The sequence below is a fragment of the Mesorhizobium sp. M0159 genome, assembly GCF_040322295.1.
In the GTDB taxonomy this organism is placed as follows: Bacteria; Pseudomonadota; Alphaproteobacteria; order Rhizobiales; family Rhizobiaceae; genus Mesorhizobium.
Genome location: NZ_JAMYTF010000012.1, coordinates 61,333 through 80,970 on the forward strand (window position 1 = coordinate 61,333; position 19,638 = coordinate 80,970).

A 19,638-nucleotide genomic window follows, 5' to 3' on the forward strand; every position below is an offset into this window, starting at 1 on the left:
TGCCGCCATCGGTGCCTGAAATCAGCCGGAGAACCCACCTCCGTCGAGGAACATTTGTTCGTCCGGTGTCGTCTCGCGGCCAAGCATCCTGTTTCGATGCGGAAAGCGGCCGAAGCGCTGGATGATGTCGCGATGCTCGATCGCATATTTCAGATAGATCGGGGCTTTGGCGGCGGTAAGCTCTGCCGATTTGAGCTGATCGGCGAGGTCCTCCGAATGCTCATAGGGCAGATAGAGAAAAACGCGGAGCTCTTCGTCGAGTGCCAGGTCATGGCCGGCAGCGATCGCTTTCCCGGCGAAATGCCGCGCCAGCGGGTCCGTGGCGTACATGTGGCCGGTGGCGCGAAAGCAGTTTCGCGGAAACTGGTCGAGCAGGATCATCAGTGCCAGCGACCCTTCGGCGTGTTCGGACCAGCCGTCGCATTCGCGGCGGGCGGCGGCAAAGTGCAGATCGAGAAACCGGGTGCGGAAGTCGGCATCAAAGGCGTCGTTCTTCTCGAACCACGCGTCCTCCCCGGCGTCGCGCCAGAATCTGGTGATGGAGACAGCGCGCTCGTCCAGTTCGTTCATCATTCGCGTCTTTCCAACGTTTAATCGGCCGGTTCGGATTTCTGCAGCACGCCGGCGGTCTCCTCGTTGAGCGCCTGGCCCACGCGCCGTGGCGTGCTGAGCGGCGTCGGGATGGGGGTGCCGATATTGCCTTTGAGGAAACGCCGCCCGGCGCGTATGCCTTCGGCCTGTTGAAGCTCGAAACGGGCAGCATCGCGGCGGCGGACGTCCTCGACTACCTCGGCGACCTCTTCCGGATCGACGCCGAGAGCTTCCAGTGTCGAGCCGCCGAAGACAAGCGCCGATTCGAACGTCTCGCGGAGCTGATAGTCGACGCCGGCACGAATGAGCTGCAACGCCGTGCCGCGGTCGAAAGCCCGCGCCAGCACCGTCAGCAACGGAAACTCCGCCTTGATGAGCTCGGCGATGCGCACGGCGGCATCGGGCTTGTCAACGCAGATCAGCACGGCGCGTGCGCGCCCGGCTCCCGCGGCACGCAGGATGTCCAGCCGCGTGCCGTCGCCGTAATAGACCTTGAAGCCGAAATCGGCCGCCGCCTGGATCATTTCGACCTCATTGTCGATGATCGATACGTCGATCCCGCGCAACAAAAGCGGCTGGCTGGCGATCTGGCCGAACCGGCCAAAGCCGATGATCAGCACGCTGCCGGTCAGGCCGTTGGCGACATCGACGCCTTCAAGCGACTGCTCGTCGCGCGGCGTCAGATACCGCAGGGCTATGATTGCCAACGGCGTCAGCACCATGGAAATGATGACGATGGCGGTTAGCATCGCATTGGCCTGGCTATCGATGATCCCGACTGCCGCTGCTGCGGAATAGAGGACGAAGGCGAATTCGCCGCCTTGCGCCATGAAGACCGCGCGCTCGAGCCCTTCCCGGTGGCCGGTTTTGAGAATGCGGGCGACGATATAGATGCCGATCGCCTTCATCATCATGTAGGCGACGACATAGATGGCAATGAGCTGCCAGTTGACGACGACCACATGCAGGTCGAGCGACATGCCGACGGCGAGGAAGAACAGTCCGAGCAGAATGCCGCGGAACGGTTCGATGTCGGCCTCCAGCTGGTGGCGGAAGGTCGATTCCGACAAAAGCACGCCGGCCAGGAAGGCGCCCATCGCCATCGACAGGCCGGAAAGCTGCATGGCGAGCGCCGATCCGAGAACGACCAGAAGGGCGGCTGCGGTCATCACCTCGCGGGCGCGCGCATCCGCCAGGATACGGAAGAACGGATTGAGCAGATAGCGTCCTGCAAGCACCAGCCCGACGATCGCGGCAAGGCCGATGCCGACCTCCATCAACCGATCCGACAGGCTCATATCGGCGCCGCCCGGCGCGAGGAAGGCGATCAGCGCCAGCAGCGGCACGATGGCCAGGTCTTCCAAAAGCAGGACCGAAACGATGCGCTGGCCCTTGGGCGTGGCCAGTTCGCCGCGTTCTTCCAGCAATTGCATGACGATGGCCGTCGAGGTGAGCACGAAACCGGCGCCGGCGACGAAGGATTGCGCGATAGGAAAACCTCCCGCCAGCCCGACGCCGGTCAGCAGGACCGCGCAGACGCCGACCTGCAGCGCGCCAAGCCCGAAAATCTCGCGGCGCATGCCCCATAGCCGTGACGGCTGCATCTCCAGCCCGATGATGAACAGAAACATGACGACGCCGAGTTCGGCGACATGAAGAATGGCTTCCGATTCGGAAAAGATGCGCAGCCCGAACGGACCGATCACGACGCCGGCCGTCAAATAGCCGAGGATGGAGCCAAGTCCGATGCGCCTGAAGATCGGCACCGCAACGACGCCGGCGGCGAGCAGCGCCACCACCTGGATCAGATCGCCGTTCGATGCCTCTGCCGCCATGCCTGCCGTTCCGCTCTCTTGCAACAAGCGGCCAAGATAGGGGCTTCGGGGCGGATCGAACAGTGCGAATCCGGCGTGTTGTGAAGGCGATATTGCAGGCGCACTGAACAGGATAATGGGCTCCCGCGCGTTGCTTGTTCCAGCAATCCGGCGCTAAGGACGCCCGGCTTCGGCCAGTGAAGGGCGAGCGACGATCAAGTCGCGGCCCTTTTTTGAGGAGATGACTGACATGAAGAAGTTCTTGCTGCTTGCCGTTGGCATCGCGGCACTTGCCGGTTCTGCCTGTTCGAAGGCGCCGGAGTGCACGACCGAGATGCTGACCAAGAAGGCCCAGGACATGACTGCGGCACTTCAGGCTGCGATTACCAAGAATCCGGCCAAGGCAGCCGACCTCGGGGCCAAGGTCCAGGCGGTCACAACCAAATATCAGAGCGGCACGACAGCGGCTGAGGCCTGCAAGGCCTATGACGAAGTGATTGCCGCGATCAAGGACTGAGCGCCCATTTGCAAATCAAAAGAGGGCGGCGCCGTTTGGCCGCCGCCCTTCTCACGCTGAAAGTCAGTTCGGAGTTATGGAGCCGACCTCGAGTGCATCGATCCGCTTCAGCTTCATGCCGATGACCGGGACCAGCTGCTGGTCGACGCGCACGGCAACGGTCACCGTCATTGAATTGTCGTCGGGGACAAGCGCCTGCATAACGCCGCGCAACTGATTGCGATTGATGGTGAAAACCACCTTGTGCGCATCGACGACATTGCCGCCGATAATGTCGAGGCCGGAGCCGGCGGCCCCGCCCATAAAGCTGCCCTTGTAGCCCTGCCGGCCCTTGTGTTCGATCGTTGCCGACATCTGCTGAGTGAACATACCGACCCGGCAGCCGCCGTCGAGCGACATGCCGACCTTGCCGTCAGGCGTCGAGCCGATGAAGCTGCAGGTGAATTTCGTGCCTTTGTATTTGCCGGCAACGATTTCTCCGGGGCCGACCCATTTGCCTTCGACCGATCGAAAGAACTGCTTGTCCGGTTCCGCCGCCGAAGCGTTTCCGGCAATGCCGACGGTTGCGACAAGCGCGAGCGCCACGGGCAGCCCGCTGGACAGAATAACGCTTTTCATCGACGACACCCGGCAACAAAGAGACTGGTTTGGACGCTTCCGACCATGGACAAGATTGGTTAATGCTTTGTCACCCCAAGGCAATAGTCACGTTCCGGAAGCGGATGTTTCTTTTTCTTTCTTTGCTGCAAAGGAGGTCAGCGCGGAGAGGAAATCGCCCAATCCGGGCCGCCTGACCGCGTAAAAGGGCAGGGGCCTTGCGGTTTCCATCGCTGCAATGCCGATGCGCGCAGTCATCATGCCGTTGACGACGCCTTCGCCGAGCTTGGCCGAGAGCCGGGCGGCAAGGCCGTGGCCGACGATCTGCTGGACGAAACTGTCGCCGACGGCGATCGACCCGGTGACCGCGAGATGGGCCAGAACGCTGCGCGCCAGGCGAAAAAAGCCAAGCGTGCCGGGGCGGCCGCCATAAAGCTCCGACAGCCGGCGAATCAACCGGCCGGCTTCGAACACGACATAAGCGACGTCGACCAGCGCGCGGGGGCTGACCGCGGTCACCAGCGAGACGCGCTTCGCCGCTTCGAGGATCATCACCCTGGCGCGGGCATCGAGCGGGCCGAGTATCTCGGTCTCGGCCAGCCGCACCAGATTGCCGCCGTCAATGATCTCGCCGCGCAATTCGGCCAGCGAGCGCCTGCCGGCCGCGGTTTCAGGCTTGGCCGAGACAAAGACCGACAACTCGTCGACCACGGCGCGGGCGGCCTTCGGATCGTCACGGGCAATCGCATCGAGCGCCCGCTTCTGCAACTTTTCGACCTCGGCAAGGCGGGCAATCGCCATGAATTCGCGCACCAGGATGATCAGAAGCGCCAGGATGGCGATCGCGGCCATAGCGGCAGCCAGCCAGCCCAGCCACTCGGCGCGCTCGAACAGGTCGCGAATCAGCTGGTCGGTCCAGAGGCCGACGGCGAGCGAAACCAGAACGCCCAGCGCGCCGAAGAACAGGCTGCCAAGCGGCGAACGTTTTCGCGGCGCAATCGCCGGCGGCGGTTCGGCAGCGACGATATCAGGCTCGTCGAAGACGTCGATCTCCGCCGGTGTGACCACGGCAAGATCCGCCGTCACGGTACGCGGCTTTCGCGCCGGCGCGGCCTCGGACGCAGCATGGTGAGCCGTCGAATCTTCCTTCTGCTGGGGCTCCGGCTCTATGCGAAAGGCCGCCGGTCTGCGGGGCGCACTCATGCGAGATGATCTCCGATCAGGAACTGCAGCGCGCGGTCGAGCCTGATATGCGGCAGCGACAGCGTCACACCCTCGGCGGTGCGCTCGAGTTTCGGCGGGCGAAAGCGCACGAAGCGGATCGCGGGGTCGTCATTGTTCTGCCGGCGGGTCGATTCGGAAACGTCGAACACCGCATCAACTTTCTCCGGCAAGTCACCGGGAAATATGGCTGTTTCGGTCTTTCCGTCAAAGGTTTCGCCATCGATTTTTTCGCCGCGCAATGGCGTGCCGATAATGACCGGCAAAGTCTCGCGGCCCTGCTTGACCGTGCCTTCCCGGGTCGCGCGCATGGCAGCCATAGCGACGACGTCGACGTCGGCGCCGGTGAAATTCGCCCGCGCCACGGCTCGGTCGGCTAGCCGCCGCACGATCGCCTGCAGCCGGTCGTGGCTTTCGTGGTGCAGATGGTCGGCCTTGGTCGCGGCCACCAATATGCGGTCGATACGCCTCGAAAACAGGTCGGTCAGGAAGTTGCCCCGGCCGGGCCGGAAACAGGACAGGATTTCGGTGACCGCGCGCTCCAGATCGGCCATCGCACCGGGGCCGGCATTCAATGCCTGCAATGCGTCGATGAGCACGATCTGGCGGTCGAGACGCGTGATGTGTTCGCGAAAGAACGGTTTGACGACATGCGTCTTGTAAGCCTCGTAGCGCCGCTCCATCATAGCCTGCAGCGATCCCGAGCGGGCGCGCCGGCCGCCCAGATTCGGCAGCGGCGCGAAGGTGAGAGCGGGCGAGCCTTCAAGATCGCCGGGCATCAGGAAGCGGCCGGGCGGCAAGGTCGAAAGCGCCCGCTCGTCGAGTTTGCAGGCCTTGAGATAGGCCGCGAAGCTCTCAGCGAGACGGCGCGCCGTCATCTCGTCGGCCTCGGCGTTGGGGTCGACCGGATTGGAGAGCGCCCGCCATTCCCGCGAAAGGTCGACACGCACCGGCAACACGGCCATCTCGAAGGCCTCACGCGAAAAATCGGCGTAGGACTTGCCGAGCAGCGGCAGGTCGAGCAGCCATTCGCCGGGATAATCGACGATGTCGACCGACAATTTGCCGGCGGAAAACATGCGGCTCCAGCCAGAGGCCGATTCGTATTCGATGGTGAGCCTCAGTTCGGAAATCGCACGCGTCGAATCCGGCCAGACGCGATCGTCGACAAGAGCCGCGATGTGATCCTCGTACTGGAAGCGTGGTACCGCGTCGTCCGGCTGCTCTTCGAGAAAAGCCCGGGCGATGCGCCCCGATTTTTGTGCCTCAAACAGCGGCAAGCGTCCGCCATGGACCAGATTGTGCACAAGGGCCGAGATGAACACCGTCTTGCCGGCGCGGGACAGCCCGGTCACGCCAAGACGCAGTGACGGAGCGAAAAGCCCGGCAGCGCGGCCTGACAACGTATCCAAGGCAATCTTCGCCTCGTCGGTAAAAGTCGTCAGCGATGATGCCAAATCTGTTCTCGCGGGCCGGTCAGGATCCGATATAGGCTTTGATGCGCGGCTTTGAAATGGCCTCAGATATCGGCAGGTGTCAGGAAGGCTTCGAGATAGCCGGTGCCTGGCGCAGCCTCGGCAAGTCTGCCGTTGAACCGGACCACCGCAAGTGCGGAGGTCGGGAAGCCGTGGTTCAGCATGGCCCGCGCGGTCTCGTTGCCGTCGCCTGAGAGCGCCATGGCGAGATCCTCGATCATCGGATTGTGGCCGATGACGAGCAAGGCATCCAGCCCGCCATTCTGCCGGATGGCAGTGAGGTACGCGGCGGCATCGTCGCTGTAGAAGGTGTCACAGAACAGCACCCGGCCCGTGTCCGTATGGCCAGCCAAGCTTTCCAGCGTCTGGCGGGCGCGCTTGGCGCTTGAGCAAAGGGTGCGGGCCGGTGCGTATTTGCGGGAACGCATCAGCACGCCCATCGCTTCGGCATCGGCGAAGCCGGATGGATCGAGCGGGCGGTCGAAGTCAGCCACGCCAGGCAGCGCCCAGCCGGCCTTCGCATGCCTCAGCAGGTAAAGTCTGGTCACCGGATCCCCGTTGTGCCGGGCACCGAACCCGTCAGCACGCCGCAGGATTTGCCATCAGAAGAGCTCCGTGCGCAATGGCAAGCGCCCCTCAAGCATAGCGAATCATGTACGGATTCGGTCGTATTCTTCGCAAAAAGGGCATCGCAGATGCTGATTTGTCCGAGACTAACAATTGCGTGAAACTGTCGTCGATTGACCTTGTGCAGCTTTCGGTCCGCGAATATATAGGCGCCAAATTTGGGGTTTGTTGGGTGAGTCGAATGAACGACATCGTTACCGCCGATTACGTACCCTCCGAAGACGAGCCGTTCATGAACGAGCGGCAGAAATCCTACTTTCGCATGAAGCTCGTCACCTGGAAGAACGACATCTTGCGCGAAGCGCGCGAAACTCTCGAAATCCTGCAGCAGGAAAACGCCAACCACCCCGACCTCGCCGATCGCGCCTCCTCCGAAACCGACCGCGCCATCGAACTTCGCGCCCGCGATCGCCAGCGAAAACTCATCTCCAAGATCGATTCGGCCCTCCAGCGCCTTGACGAAGGCACTTACGGCTATTGCGAGGAGACGGGCGAGCCGATCGCGCTGAAGCGGCTCGACGCGCGCCCGATCGCCACCTTGTCGATCGAGGCACAGGAGCGCCATGAGCGGCGCGAGAAGGTCTACCGCGACGACTGAGTCGCCGGGAAAAACAGCGGCATCAGTAAAGCGTTCACAATGGCCGGTTTTCCGGCCATTTTCATTGGCCGTTCGCTATCGGCCTATCTTTTCTGATTGGACAACTCGCCGAGGAGCTTCGTCATCTCGTCGTCGAGAGAGGGCGATGCCTTCGCCACCGGCTTGCTCGGCGTTTGGCTGAAGCGTGGCTCGTCGAGGGAAACCTCCAGCTCCTTCATCAGCGCATCGTCAATCGACTCGTGCTGTGCAGGCGGCTCGTATCTTGCCGGGGAGTCCTGTCTTGCCGGCGGCTGCGCATGCCGCGAGGCATTGGCGTTGACGGATCCATAACTTGGCAACGGTGTGACGTTCGATGCCGGTTTCGGCGCCGGCGCCGGCATTGTTGCCGGCATCGTCGCCGTCTGGCGGGCTCGGACAGGGGTCGCGGTTACGCTTGCCGGCTGCGGTGGCGCTTGCCTCACCGGCGCGGCGGTGGTCGAAGCAGACCTTGCTGCCGGCTGGTGGCCGTTGTCTCCGGTCAATGCCGGGCGCCGCAGCGCCGAGAGCCTGATGTCGCGCTCGACGACGACGTCGGTCGGACCACCGATCAAGAGCAGGTGCTCGATATCGTCACGGCGCACCAGCACCAGCCGCCGGTGACTGTCGACCGCTGTGGCATCCATGACAGCCAGCCGCGTCTTGCGGTTCCTGCCGCCGGCGACGAATGTCCCGAACGTCAGGCTGCGGACCAGCCTGATGATAAGAAGAATGATGAGCAGAAGGACAAGTACTGCAAACGTCCATAGGATTGCTGCGGCATAACCAGGACCCGCCACGCCATCCAGCCATTGCAGCATTGGTTCCCCCAAAATCAGCTTTCGAAGAGAGGCGACACTAGACTGTTGCGGCAGGCCACCGCAAGTTGCCTTTCACGCTTCGTGAACAGCTTGAAACGCCGGGAGCCGAACGGCGTCATTTTTAACGGACATCTGCAGCCGGGCCTTTTCCCAACCCTGAGAATATGATTCAACCGACACCGGAATTCACGAGCAGGGGGCACATGGCCAAGGAAGCGCGCGGCGATTTCTATCCGGTACCTATCGTCGACCAGAACACGCGGCCGGGAGCGGTCACCCGGCTCATCGTCTTCATCGTCGTCCTGACTGGGGCAGCGATCGTCTTCGGCCTTTTCCGCGAGCGCCTTGGCGATCCATTCCTGCTCGGCATGCTTGGCGTGCTGGCGATGATCGGCGTCGGCTTTCTATTCGCCACTGCGATCGGCTTCGTGCACATCACGCCGCGCTCGACAAGCGACGAACTGTCGAAAGCTTTCGTCGATTCGATGTCGCAAGGTCTCCTGGTCACCGACACCAAAGGCCGTATCATCTACGCCAACCGGACCTATGCCGATATGACGGGTGCCGAGTCGGCCGCCGACCTCAAGACCGTCGAAGGTTTGCTTTCAGACGTTCCCGAGGCCTCGGTGACCATATACCGGCTGGCGTCCGGCCTGCGTGATGGCCAGCCTGGCGACGGCGAGTTTCGGCTCGCGCAGTCCATTCGGCCAGGCGCCGAACCGGGCGCTCGCTGGTACCGCGTTCGGGCCCGCGCCTTCAGCGTTCCCGGCCAGCGGCTGCCCATGCTTGCCTGGCAGCTTGCCGACATCTCGCAGGAACGGGCCGAGCAGGAGCGGTTCTTTCTCGACCTGCAAAAGGCGATCGATCACCTCGACCATGCGCCGGCCGGTTTCTTTTCGGCCGACCAGGAAGGCCGCGTCACCTATATCAACGCGACCCTTGCGGAGTGGCTGGGCATCGACCTGGCCAGCTTCACTCCCGGCGCCATCACGCTGCCGGAGATCGTCGCCGGCGACGGCATGGCGCTGGTCCGTTCGGTCAAGGCCGACGCTGGTACCACGCGCAATGCCGTTATCGACCTCGATCTGACGACGATGACCGGCGAGGCGCTGCCGGTGCGCTTCATGCATCGTGTCTCGGCCAGCCGAGAGGGGCTCAACGGCCCGACTCGCACCATCGTGCTCAACCGGACGCAAGGCGAGGACGCTTCGGCCGACCTCCGCGCATCGGAAATACGCTTCACGCGGTTCTTCAACTCGACGCCGATGGCGATAGCCGGCGTCGACCATGCCGGCCGCATCCTGCGCACCAATGCGCCGTTCCTGTCGCTGTTTTCCTCGGTCGTCGACCGCGATGCGGTCGATCGGCGTGTGCGGCTGGATACGGTGATCCACGAGCGCGACCGGCCGGCTTTCGCCGCGGCCTTTGAAAAGGCACGCCAGCAACAGGCTGACATCGAGCCGATCGATACGGTGCTGCCCGGCAATGAGGAGCGCCACATACGCTTCTACGTCAACGCGGTCGCAGACGGTACCGGTGGCGAGGGCGCCGAGGAATCGGCCATCGTCTATGCCGTGGAGACCACTGAGCAAAAAGCCCTCGAGGGCCAGATGGCGCAGAGCCAGAAGATGCAGGCGGTCGGCCAACTCGCCGGCGGCATCGCGCATGATTTCAACAATGTGCTGACCGCCATCATCATGGCCTCGGACCTGCTTTTGACCAACCACCGGCCGTCCGATCCGTCGTTCCCGGACATCATGAACATCAAGCAGAATGCCAACCGGGCGGCCTCGCTGGTGCGGCAGTTGCTGGCCTTCTCGCGCAAGCAGACGCTGCGGCCGGAGGTGCTCAACCTGACCGACGTGCTCGCAGATCTAAGGATGCTGCTTGCCCGGCTGGTCGGCAACGACATCAAGCTCAAAATCGACCATGGCCGCGACCTGTGGCCGGTCAGGGTCGATATCGGGCAATTCGAGCAAGTGGTGGTCAATCTGGCGGTCAATGCACGCGATGCGATGCCGGCCGGCGGCGAGCTCACCGTACGCACCCGCAACGTCAGCGCCGGAGAGTGCAAGACCTTTTCCTACCGCGAACTTACTCCGGCCGACTATGTGCTGGTCGAGGTCGAGGACAGCGGCAGCGGCATCGCGCCTGATGTGCTGAAAAAGATCTTCGAGCCCTTCTTCACGACAAAGGAGGTTGGCAAGGGAACCGGCCTCGGCCTGTCCATGGTCTATGGCATCATCAAGCAAACAGGCGGCTTCATCTTCTGCGATTCCGAAGTCGGCAAGGGATCCGTGTTCCGCATCTTCCTGCCGCGGCACATTGCGGAGGCAAGGAAGGCGGGCGAGGCTGGAGAAGTGCCGGCCGCCCCTGCCAAGATCGCCGACTCAGCCAAGGATCTGTCGGGCTCGGCCACGGTGCTGCTGGTCGAGGACGAGGACGCCGTGCGCATGGGCGGCATGCGGGCGCTGAAATCGCGCGGCTACACCGTCCACGAGGCGTCGTCGGGCGTCGAGGCGCTTGAAGTCTACGAAGCGCTCGGCGGCAAGGTCGACGTCGTGGTGTCGGACGTGGTGATGCCGGAAATGGATGGCCCGACGCTGCTTGGCGAATTGCGCAAACGGCAGCCCGACATCAAGTTTATCTTCGTGTCCGGCTATGCCGAAGACGCGTTCGCCAAGAACTTGCCGGCCGACGCGCATTTCGGCTTCTTGCCGAAGCCGTTTTCGCTCAAGCAATTGGCCACGATCGTAAAGGACATGCTGGAATCCTGACCCTTCCAACGCTCCGCTTGCGCAATGTCGTGAGACTGCCATGATTGCAGGCGAAACGGGCGACGGGTTTTGGAAGCATGCCGTGACGCCACACAACGAGGCTAGCAAAGGCGACTACGCAAGCACGGTGCTGCTGCCGGGCGACCCGCAGCGCGCTGAATGGATGGCGGAGACCTTTCTGGAAGCGTCGCGCTGCGTCAACCGCCGCCGCGGCGCGCTCGGCTTTACCGGGTTGTTTCGCGGCAAGCCTGTCAGCGTCCAGTCCACCGGCATCGGCGTCCCGTCATTCCTGGTCTACGTGCACGAGCTGCTGGATTTCTACGGTGCGAAAACGTTGATCCGCACCGGCACCTGCGGCGGCCTGACCGCCGAGATGGCGCTGCGCAGCCTGGTGATCGCACAATCGGTGCGCGGCGAAAATGCGGAGAGCGGCCAGGTTTTTGGTCTCTATCGTGCCGATGCCGGCCCCGATCCTGCATTGTTGGCCCAGGCGTTGGCCCGGGCTTCGGAACTCGGGATCGACCATCGGGCCGGGCTGACGATCTGCAGCGACATTTTTTATCATCCGCTGGGGCGCGAACGCTTTGCCGAAGCACAGGCACAGGGGGCGCTCGCCGTGGATATGGAAACCAGCGCACTCTACCGCATTGCGGCCGATTTCGGCGCCCGGGCGCTGTCGATCCTGACCGTCGTCGACAATGTGGCAACCGGCGAGCAGACCGACTATTCCGAACGCCAGGGCCTTTTCACCGATATGACCCGGCTGGCGCTCGACATGGCGGCGGAGAGCTAGGCGGCTTCTACTTCGGAGTACGGAACCTCGCCAGGTTCCGTACTTTTCAACGCTTCGTGCAGGTCGAGGCGGTAAAGGCGCCGTCTGGCTGCTTCATGATGATATCGAAGGACGGGGTGGTTCCGCTTTCCAGCGTCGCCTGCGTAAGCGAGATCGAGTTGCCGCCACTGGTGTAGCCGCCCAGCGGACCCAGCCAGGTGATCACGCCGTCTGCATCCATCTGGTAATTGTAGCTTTGCGGCGCGATGCCGAAGCTCACCGGACCGCTATAGACGTTTCCCTTGATGGTGATGTCGCCGAGGCTGAGGAACATGCCAAGCAGATAGACTTCGCAATGATAGGAGCCGTCCGGCAGCTTGCCGTCGCTGAAGCCGGCGCGCGCTACGGTCGTCGCCGCCAGCAGAAGCATGGCGGTGAAAATGCAAGAAGCTCTGAAGGCCATGGAGTCCCCCGTTAAGGGTTCGAACTTGCCTCATTTCGCTGCGGCGCTGCAATCCTCGCCAGCGCTCATATGATGCTGCTCAAAATTCGGGCATTGGCCTATATGTGAGTAAAACTTAGGCTGATACGAGTGATCTTTTCTCATTTCAAACCTGGCAGGGGAGGTTCATCTCCTGCGGCTAATACATTAACCGACTGACAGGGCTGGGAAATCTCAAACACTCCGATCTTTCGCCGGTGATTGGCACAGCCGTTGCATGGTCCTGTTCCGATGCAGTTAACCAGCTTGGGAGTTTAAAAGTATGAGGGGCAGTTTCTCGACAATAACAAAAATGTTTTCGGCCGGCGTGGTCACCGCCGGCCTGCTGATGAGCATTCCCGCCAGGGCGGCCGACGACACCATCAAGGTCGGCATCCTCCATTCGCTGTCGGGAACCATGGCGATCTCGGAGACGACGCTGAAGGACGCCATGCTGATGCTCATCGAAGAGCAGAATGCCAAGGGCGGCCTGCTCGGCAAGAAGCTCGAGGCGGTGGTCGTCGATCCGGCTTCCAACTGGCCGCTGTTCGCAGAAAAAGCGCGCGAGCTGATCTCGAAGGACAAGGTCGCCGCGGTGTTCGGCTGCTGGACCTCGGTGTCGCGCAAATCGGTGCTGCCGGTGTTCAGCGAGCTCGACAACATCCTGTTCTACCCCGTCCAGTACGAAGGCGAGGAAAGCGAGCGCAACGTGTTCTACACCGGTGCGGCGCCGAACCAGCAGGCCATTCCGGCCGTCGATTATCTGATGAGCGAGGATGGCGGTTCGGTGAAGCGCTGGGTGCTCGAAGGCACCGACTACGTCTACCCGCGCACCACCAACAAGATCCTCGAAGCCTACCTGAAGGCGAAAGGCGTTGCCGCCGAAGACATCATGGTCAACTACACGCCGTTCGGCTTCTCCGACTGGCAGACCGAAGTCTCGGCGATCAAGAAATTCGGTTCGGCCGGCAAGAAGACCGCCGTCGTCTCGACCGTCAACGGTGACGCCAATGTGCCGTTCTACAAGGAACTCGGCAACCAGGGCATCAAGGCCGAGGACATTCCGGTCATGGCCTTCTCGGTTGGTGAGGAAGAGCTTGCCGGTCTCGACACCGCGCCGCTGGTCGGCCATCTCGCCGCCTGGAATTATTTTGAGAGCGTCGACACGCCCGAGAACGCGAAGTTCATCGCCGACTGGCACAAATTCATCAAGAACGACAAGCGCACCACCAACGACCCGATGGAAGCCCATTATATCGGCTTCAACATGTGGGTGAAGGCGGTCGAGAAGGCCGGCACCACCGATCCGGACAAGGTCATCGACGCCATGGTCGGCGTCTCGGTGCCGAACCTGACCGGCGGTTATTCGACGATGATGCCGAACCATCACATCACCAAGCCGGTGCTGATCGGCGAAATCCAGGCCGACGGCCAGTTCGAAACCGTCTCGCAGACGCCGGGCCTGGTGATGGGCGACGAGTGGTCCGACTATCTGCCTGACTCCAAGGACCTGATCTCCGATTGGCGCGCGCCTCTGTCCTGCGGCAACTTCAACGTTGCCACCGGCAAATGCGGCGGCAAGGGAACCAACTGATCCTCCCGGTCTGTCCTCCCAGACCCGCAAGCCTCCGGGCAGGCTCCTCCTCCAGCCTGCCCGGAGGCGACATTCAATCTTCAAGAGCCACCAGAAACCAATGATCCTGATCCGCGCGATTGGCCTGATGCTGCTCCTTCTCCAGGGGACGCTGCTGCCGTCGAACGCCAGCGAAGCAGATCTGCGCGTGGTCATCGCCAAATTCGCCACCGCCGCCAATTTTCCGGCGATAGAAGCCGTGGTGCGGGAGCTTGCGGCTTCCGGCGATCCGGCCGTAGAACGGCCGCTTGCCGCGCTTGCGGAGGGCAGCCTTTACGTGCGCAAGGCCGATTCACTGGTCTTTGTCGGCAAGGAGAGCGGCGACGGCATCGAGCTGCTCGATGCGCTTACCGGCGAAAGATCGGGCGAAGCTGCCAAGGCCGACATCAGCAAGATCAAGGTCAACAACACGCTGCGCCGCGTCATTCGCGATGCATTGGGCACGCTGACGCTTGGCTCAAAGGATCCGGCCGTGCGCATTGCCGCCGCCGACACCATGTTCAAAACGCCCGACGCGGCAAACATCGAGCCGCTCGACACCGCCATCGCCAATGAGAGCGTGGCAAGCGTCAAGGCGCTGCTAGAACAGGCCCGCGCCGCGTCGGTTCTCGTTTCCGACAGGCCGGAGGCCGACAAACTGGCGGCAATCGCGCTCATCGGTGCGCGCAGCGACCGCGATGCGGTGTCGCTGCTCACGTCGGTCGAGGCCAGTTCCGAAGGTGCGGTGAAAGACGCGGCGACGGCTGCGATCGCCAACATCAATTCGACGCTGGCGCTGTGGGATGCCGGCCAGAATATCTGGTACGGCATATCGCTTGGATCGGTGCTGCTGCTGGCGGCGATTGGCCTTGCCATCACTTTCGGCGTCATGGGCGTCATCAACATGGCGCATGGCGAGATGGTCATGCTCGGCGCCTACACGACCTTCGTCGTGCAGGAGGTTATCCGTAATTCCTTTCCCGGTCTGTTCGACTGGTCGCTGGTCATCGCCCTGCCGCTGGCCTTCCTGGTGGCGGCGCTCGTCGGCCTTGTCATCGAGCGCGGGCTGATCCGCTTCCTCTATGGACGGCCGCTGGAGACGCTGCTGGCGACATGGGGTGTGTCGCTGATCCTGCAGCAGGCCGTACGCACCATCTTCGGGCCGACCAACCAGGAGGTCGGCAACCCGTCCTGGATGTCCGGCTCGTTCAATATCGGCCAGCTTGCCGTGACCTGGAACCGGCTCTGGATCCTCGTATTCGCGCTCGGCGTGTTCGCTGTGCTGCTCTACGTGATGAAACGCACGCCCTGGGGGCTGCAGATGCGTGCCGTCACCGCCAATCGCCGCATGGCCGCCTCGATGGGCATCAGGACGCCTTGGGTCGATGCGCTAACGTTTGCACTCGGCTCCGGCATTGCCGGCATCGCTGGTGTCGCGCTCAGCCAGATCGACAACGTCTCGCCCAATCTCGGCCGCGGCTACATCATCGACAGTTTCATGGTCGTCGTTTTCGGCGGTGTCGGCAATCTCTGGGGCACGCTGGTCGGCGCTTTCTCGCTCGGCATCGTCAACAAGTTCCTCGAACCTTATGCCGGAGCAGTGCTCGGCAAGATCGTCGTCCTGGTGCTGATCATCCTGTTCATCCAGAAACGCCCGCGCGGTCTGTTCGCGCTAAAGGGCAGGTCGGTGGAAGCATGATCACGGGACGCTTCTTTGCCGCCGGCGCCGACCGCCGCGTCGCCATCACCATCTTCATCCTGCTGGCGGTTGCAATCGTCGTGCCGCTGCTCAATCTTGCGGTCTCGCCGACAAGTGCGTTTTACGTGCCGTCCTATATCGTCGCGCTCACCGGCAAATACCTCTGCTACGCACTGCTCGCCTTGGCGCTCGATCTCGTCTGGGGCTATTGCGGCATCCTCTCGCTCGGCCACGGCGCCTTCTTCGCACTCGGCGGCTATTCGATGGGCATGTATCTGATGCGCCAGATCGGCTCGCGCGGCGTCTACGGCAATCCGCTGCTGCCGGATTTCATGGTGTTCCTTAACTACAAGGAATTGCCATGGTTCTGGTATGGTTTCGACCATTTCTGGTTTGCCGCGATCATGGTGCTTGCGGTGCCCGGCCTGCTCGCCTTCGTCTTCGGCTGGTTTGCCTTCCGCAGCCGCGTCACCGGCGTCTACCTGTCGATCATCACCCAGGCGATGACCTATGCGCTGCTGCTTGCGTTTTTCCGCAACGACATGGGTTTCGGCGGCAACAACGGCCTAACTGATTTCAAGGACATTCTAGGGTTCAACGTGCAGGCCGACATGACGCGGTCGGCGCTGTTCGCGGCCAGCGCCGTCATGCTGGCGTTTGCCGTCTTCGTCACCTGGGCAATCGTCGGTTCCAAGTACGGCAAGCTTTTAATGGCGGTGCGCGATGCCGAGAGCCGCACGCGCTTTCTCGGCTGGCGGGCGGAGAACGTCAAACTGTTCGCCTTCACCGTGTCGGCGGTGATGGCCGGCATCGCCGGTGCGCTTTACGTGCCGCAGGTCGGCATCATCAACCCTGGCGAATTCGAGCCGTCCAATTCGATCGAGGTGGTGGTGTGGGCGGCCGTCGGCGGGCGCGGCACCATCGTCGGGCCGATCATCGGCGCGCTTCTGGTCAATGCCGGTAAATCCTGGTTCACCGGCGTGCTGCCGGAATTCTGGCTGTTTGCGCTGGGCGGACTGTTTGTCGCCGTCACGCTGTTCCTGCCCAAGGGCATCATCGGCATGTGGGATTCCTGGCGCGGCAACGCCAAGGCGCTGCGGGCGGCCTCGGTTGCCGAGGAAGTCGGCATCGATCCCGATGCGCCGGTGCCGCCGAAAACCGACCGCTCGGCGGCGAGAAGGCCGGGCGACTGGTCGGCCTCCGGCGCCGAACCGCAGCCGGCGGAGTGATGGCCTGATGTCGAAGAGCAACACCATCCTCTATCTCGACGGCGTGTCGGTTTCCTTCGACGGGTTTCGCGCTATCAACAACCTTTCGCTGGTGCTCGACAAGGGCGAGATGCGGGCGATCATCGGCCCCAACGGCGCCGGAAAGACGACGATGATGGACATCGTCACCGGCAAGACGCGGCCCGACGCGGGTGAAGTTTTCTTCAACGGTGAGGTCGACCTAACCAAACACGACGAGGCCGAAATCGCCATGATGGGCATCGGCCGTAAATTCCAGAAGCCAACGGTCTTCGAAAGCCACACGATCGAGGACAATCTGATGCTGGCGCTGAAAGGCCCGCGCTCGATCTTCCCGGCACTGTTCCATCGTCGCTCGGCCGCGGACGTGCGGCAGATCGACGACATCCTCGGCATCATTCGGCTTGGCGACAAGCGTGACGAACTCGCCGCCAATCTGAGCCACGGCCAAAAGCAATGGCTCGAGATCGGCATGCTTCTGGCGCAGGATCCGAAGCTGCTGCTGGTCGACGAACCGGTTGCCGGCATGACCGACGCCGAGACCGAGGAAACCGCGCGGCTGCTCAGGGACATCGCGCGCGACCATTCTGTCATCGTCGTCGAGCACGACATGCATTTCGTGCGCGAGCTCGGCGTCAAGGTCACCTGCCTGCACGAAGGCTCGGTGCTTTCCGAGGGCAGTCTCGACTTCGTTTCGGCCGACGAGCGCGTCGTCGAAGTCTATCTGGGGAGATGAACATGGTCTGGCGCGTTCCGTTCCATCATTTCGACCTTTCGTTCTTCACGCGTTGGAGAAAGCGCTGACCATGCTCGAAGTCTCCAATGCCACGCTGCACTACGGGGCTGCCCAGGCGCTGCGCGGCGTCTCGCTGAAGGCCGGCGCCAGCAAGATCACCTGCGTGCTCGGCCGCAACGGCGTCGGCAAGACCAGTTTGATGAGATCGATCGTCGGCCATCACCGGCTGACGAGCGGAAGCGTTGCCTTCGAGGGGAAGGCGCTCGACCGGAGCGCGGCGTATGATCGCGCCCGGTCGGGCATCGCATTCGTGCCGCAGGGCAGGGAGATATTTCCGCTGCTTACGGTGCGGGAAAACCTCGAATCGGGTTTTGCGCCGTTGAAGCGCGCCGATCGCAACATTCCCGGTCACGTCTTCGAATTGTTTCCGGTGCTGAAGCAGATGCTCGCGCGCCGCGGCGGCGATCTTTCCGGCGGCCAGCAGCAGCAGCTTGCCATCGGCAGGGCACTGGTGATGCGGCCGAAGCTGCTGGTGCTCGACGAGCCGACCGAAGGCATCCAGCCGTCGATCATCAAGGACATCGGCCGCGCCATCCGCTATCTGCGCGACCAGGCCGGTATCGCCGTGCTTCTGGTCGAACAATATCTCGACTTCTGCCGGGAATTGGCCGACGAGGTCAACATCATGGACCGCGGTCAGATCGTCCATACCGGCCCCGCCGAGGATCTCGACCGGGCGGACGTCCGCAAATTCCTGACTGTCTGAATTCTTATTGATTCCATTATTTTGCAACTCTGGCGCGCTGCAGATTGCGTGCTAGATTTTGCTTGGCCTTGGTGAGTCGGCCGCTTTCCGTACCAGTTTCAACTTGGCAGATCAGGGGAAGGCGCGGCCCGCGTCGGCACGCTTGCGCGCAAGCCCTTCCAGCGATCTGTTGTCGTCCAACATTTCGGGTGCTTGGGAGCCAGGGCCAGTCGATGGAGCGCTATGTCGAGGACTACCAGAAACGACGGCTCACGGAGCGCGTCGATATCCTGACAGCCATCAACATTCTGAAATCGCAGGGGTATGACCACGACGAACTCATCGCGGAGATCACCAAGGTCTTCTATGTCGATCTCGATGCTTTCAACGAGATCGTCAGGGTTGATCGGCGTCCGGACGAGCGCGCCGCATAGCCGGTAATTGAGGACCCGGCCAGGCGGACCACCGACAGCGGGGCGTCAGCCTGCGACCCGCTTCATCAGCGCGATGGCGCCGAATGGAGCGCGGACCTTGCCCTCTGTGATGAAGTAGACGAACACATCGCGTGGCTTGACCGGCGCGTCGGTTGAAGGATCGGCGCGCGACAGGTCGGCCGGCACCTTGCCTTCCGCCCAGGTTTTTGCGCGCGCCGCCCATTCGTCGAGCGCCTTTGGCGTGTAGCAATCGGAATTGTCGTCGCTGCCGGTCTGCAGCCGCGCATAGATGAAATCGCCGGTAACGTCGGCAATCCCCGGATATTTGGCGTGGTCGGCATAAACGATGGCGGCCTTGTGCTTTCGCGCCAAGGCGGCGAACTCCGGCACGACGAAGCTGTCGTTGCGCACCTCGACCGCGTGGCGCAGCGCAACGCCGTCCTGCTTTTCCGGCAACAGCTTGAGGAAGGCCTCGAAATCGTCCGGGTCGAATTTCTTGGTCGGCGCGAACTGCCACAGGATCGGCCCGAGCTTGTCGCCAAGTGTCGCGACGCCCGACCCGAGGAAGCGCATGATCGATTCCCCGGCCTCGCCGAGCACGCGGCGGTTGGTGACGAAGCGGTTGCCCTTCAGCGAATAGACGAAACCATCCGGCGCCTCGTTGGCCCATTTGACGAAGGTCGGCTCCTTGAAGCTCGAATAATAGGTGCCGTTGACCTCGATAGTGGGCACCTGCCGGCTGGCATAATGCAGTTGCTTGGCCTTCGACAATTTGTCCGGGTAGAAGGACGTGTCCCACGGCTCGAAGGTCCAGCCGCCCATGCCGGCGCGGATTGTTCCTGATTGAGTCATGGTCGTC

19 protein-coding genes are annotated in these 19,638 nt (G+C 62.6%); 10 read left to right on the plus strand and 9 right to left on the minus strand.

What is annotated here, in order from left to right:
- Nucleotides 1-21: 21 nt before the first annotated feature.
- Both NKJ32_RS14800 and NKJ32_RS14805 read right to left on the minus strand, forming a co-directional pair.
- Nucleotides 22-573, minus strand: a complete 552-nt coding sequence (locus NKJ32_RS14800; RefSeq protein WP_502894566.1) for a DUF924 family protein — start codon at nucleotides 571-573, stop codon at nucleotides 22-24.
- A 17-nt stretch (nucleotides 574-590) separates the two neighbouring features.
- Complete coding sequence (locus NKJ32_RS14805) at nucleotides 591-2,426, minus strand: monovalent cation:proton antiporter-2 (CPA2) family protein (RefSeq protein WP_352827943.1); 1,836 nt, start codon at nucleotides 2,424-2,426, stop codon at nucleotides 591-593.
- Nucleotides 2,427-2,655: 229 nt separating this feature from the next.
- On the opposite strand from NKJ32_RS14805, the gene NKJ32_RS14810 reads away from it, so the two are divergent.
- On the plus strand, nucleotides 2,656-2,922 hold the full coding sequence (locus NKJ32_RS14810; protein ID WP_352697726.1) for a hypothetical protein: 267 nt from the start codon (nucleotides 2,656-2,658) through the stop codon (nucleotides 2,920-2,922).
- 63 nt (nucleotides 2,923-2,985) lie between these two features.
- On the opposite strand, the gene NKJ32_RS14815 is transcribed toward NKJ32_RS14810, so the two are convergent.
- From NKJ32_RS14815 to NKJ32_RS14830, 4 genes are all read right to left on the minus strand, one after another.
- Nucleotides 2,986-3,540: a hypothetical protein gene (locus tag NKJ32_RS14815; RefSeq protein WP_352754779.1), complete on the minus strand. Its 555-nt coding sequence runs from the start codon at nucleotides 3,538-3,540 to the stop codon at nucleotides 2,986-2,988.
- 87 nt (nucleotides 3,541-3,627) lie between these two features.
- Nucleotides 3,628-4,722, minus strand: a complete 1,095-nt coding sequence (locus NKJ32_RS14820; RefSeq protein WP_352448741.1) for a YcjF family protein — start codon at nucleotides 4,720-4,722, stop codon at nucleotides 3,628-3,630.
- Nucleotides 4,719-6,197, minus strand: a complete 1,479-nt coding sequence (locus NKJ32_RS14825) for a YcjX family GTP-binding protein (RefSeq protein WP_352697722.1) — start codon at nucleotides 6,195-6,197, stop codon at nucleotides 4,719-4,721. Before NKJ32_RS14825 ends, NKJ32_RS14820 begins: the two co-directional genes overlap by 4 nt.
- Nucleotides 6,198-6,259: 62 nt before the next feature.
- Nucleotides 6,260-6,763 (minus strand): SixA phosphatase family protein, encoded by a 504-nt coding sequence (locus NKJ32_RS14830; RefSeq protein ID WP_352574988.1) that lies wholly within the window; start codon nucleotides 6,761-6,763, stop codon nucleotides 6,260-6,262.
- A 260-nt stretch (nucleotides 6,764-7,023) separates the two neighbouring features.
- On the opposite strand from NKJ32_RS14830, the gene dksA reads away from it, so the two are divergent.
- On the plus strand, nucleotides 7,024-7,440 hold the full coding sequence (gene dksA / locus NKJ32_RS14835; protein WP_023674847.1) for an RNA polymerase-binding protein DksA: 417 nt from the start codon (nucleotides 7,024-7,026) through the stop codon (nucleotides 7,438-7,440).
- Nucleotides 7,441-7,523: 83 nt separating this feature from the next.
- Here dksA and NKJ32_RS14840 read toward each other — a convergent pair whose 3' ends face one another.
- Nucleotides 7,524-8,276: a hypothetical protein gene (locus NKJ32_RS14840; protein ID WP_352754776.1), complete on the minus strand. Its 753-nt coding sequence runs from the start codon at nucleotides 8,274-8,276 to the stop codon at nucleotides 7,524-7,526.
- A gap of 203 nt (nucleotides 8,277-8,479) precedes the next feature.
- On the opposite strand from NKJ32_RS14840, the gene cckA reads away from it, so the two are divergent.
- Nucleotides 8,480-11,053 carry a cell cycle histidine kinase CckA gene (gene cckA, locus NKJ32_RS14845; RefSeq protein ID WP_023674849.1) on the plus strand — a complete coding sequence of 858 codons (2,574 nt, stop codon included), beginning with the start codon at nucleotides 8,480-8,482 and terminating at the stop codon, nucleotides 11,051-11,053.
- A gap of 82 nt (nucleotides 11,054-11,135) precedes the next feature.
- On the plus strand, nucleotides 11,136-11,846 hold the full coding sequence (locus tag NKJ32_RS14850; RefSeq protein ID WP_023674850.1) for a purine-nucleoside phosphorylase: 711 nt from the start codon (nucleotides 11,136-11,138) through the stop codon (nucleotides 11,844-11,846).
- Nucleotides 11,847-11,892: 46 nt separating this feature from the next.
- Here NKJ32_RS14850 and NKJ32_RS14855 read toward each other — a convergent pair whose 3' ends face one another.
- On the minus strand, nucleotides 11,893-12,288 hold the full coding sequence (locus tag NKJ32_RS14855) for a hypothetical protein (RefSeq protein ID WP_023674851.1): 396 nt from the start codon (nucleotides 12,286-12,288) through the stop codon (nucleotides 11,893-11,895).
- Between the two features lie 301 nt (nucleotides 12,289-12,589).
- Here NKJ32_RS14855 and urtA point away from each other — a divergent pair, with 301 nt between their 5' ends.
- From urtA to NKJ32_RS14885, 6 genes are all read left to right on the plus strand, one after another.
- Nucleotides 12,590-13,900 carry an urea ABC transporter substrate-binding protein gene (gene urtA / locus NKJ32_RS14860; protein WP_023674852.1) on the plus strand — a complete coding sequence of 437 codons (1,311 nt, stop codon included), beginning with the start codon at nucleotides 12,590-12,592 and terminating at the stop codon, nucleotides 13,898-13,900.
- Between the two features lie 100 nt (nucleotides 13,901-14,000).
- Nucleotides 14,001-15,617 carry an urea ABC transporter permease subunit UrtB gene (urtB, locus tag NKJ32_RS14865; RefSeq protein WP_352568745.1) on the plus strand — a complete coding sequence of 539 codons (1,617 nt, stop codon included), beginning with the start codon at nucleotides 14,001-14,003 and terminating at the stop codon, nucleotides 15,615-15,617.
- A complete protein-coding gene (urtC, locus tag NKJ32_RS14870; protein WP_352568744.1) occupies nucleotides 15,614-16,846 on the plus strand; it encodes an urea ABC transporter permease subunit UrtC in 1,233 nt (410 codons plus the stop codon). The genes urtB and urtC overlap by 4 nt, the downstream gene beginning before the upstream one ends.
- A gap of 7 nt (nucleotides 16,847-16,853) precedes the next feature.
- Nucleotides 16,854-17,600, plus strand: coding sequence for an urea ABC transporter ATP-binding protein UrtD (gene urtD, locus NKJ32_RS14875; protein ID WP_023674855.1), 747 nt, complete (start codon nucleotides 16,854-16,856; stop codon nucleotides 17,598-17,600).
- Between the two features lie 70 nt (nucleotides 17,601-17,670).
- Nucleotides 17,671-18,366, plus strand: a complete 696-nt coding sequence (urtE, locus tag NKJ32_RS14880) for an urea ABC transporter ATP-binding subunit UrtE (protein ID WP_352568743.1) — start codon at nucleotides 17,671-17,673, stop codon at nucleotides 18,364-18,366.
- A gap of 212 nt (nucleotides 18,367-18,578) precedes the next feature.
- On the plus strand, nucleotides 18,579-18,779 hold the full coding sequence (locus NKJ32_RS14885) for a hypothetical protein (RefSeq protein ID WP_023674857.1): 201 nt from the start codon (nucleotides 18,579-18,581) through the stop codon (nucleotides 18,777-18,779).
- A gap of 45 nt (nucleotides 18,780-18,824) precedes the next feature.
- On the opposite strand, the gene NKJ32_RS14890 is transcribed toward NKJ32_RS14885, so the two are convergent.
- Nucleotides 18,825-19,631 carry a DUF72 domain-containing protein gene (locus NKJ32_RS14890; protein ID WP_352568741.1) on the minus strand — a complete coding sequence of 269 codons (807 nt, stop codon included), beginning with the start codon at nucleotides 19,629-19,631 and terminating at the stop codon, nucleotides 18,825-18,827.
- Between the last annotated feature and the right edge of the window lie 7 nt (nucleotides 19,632-19,638).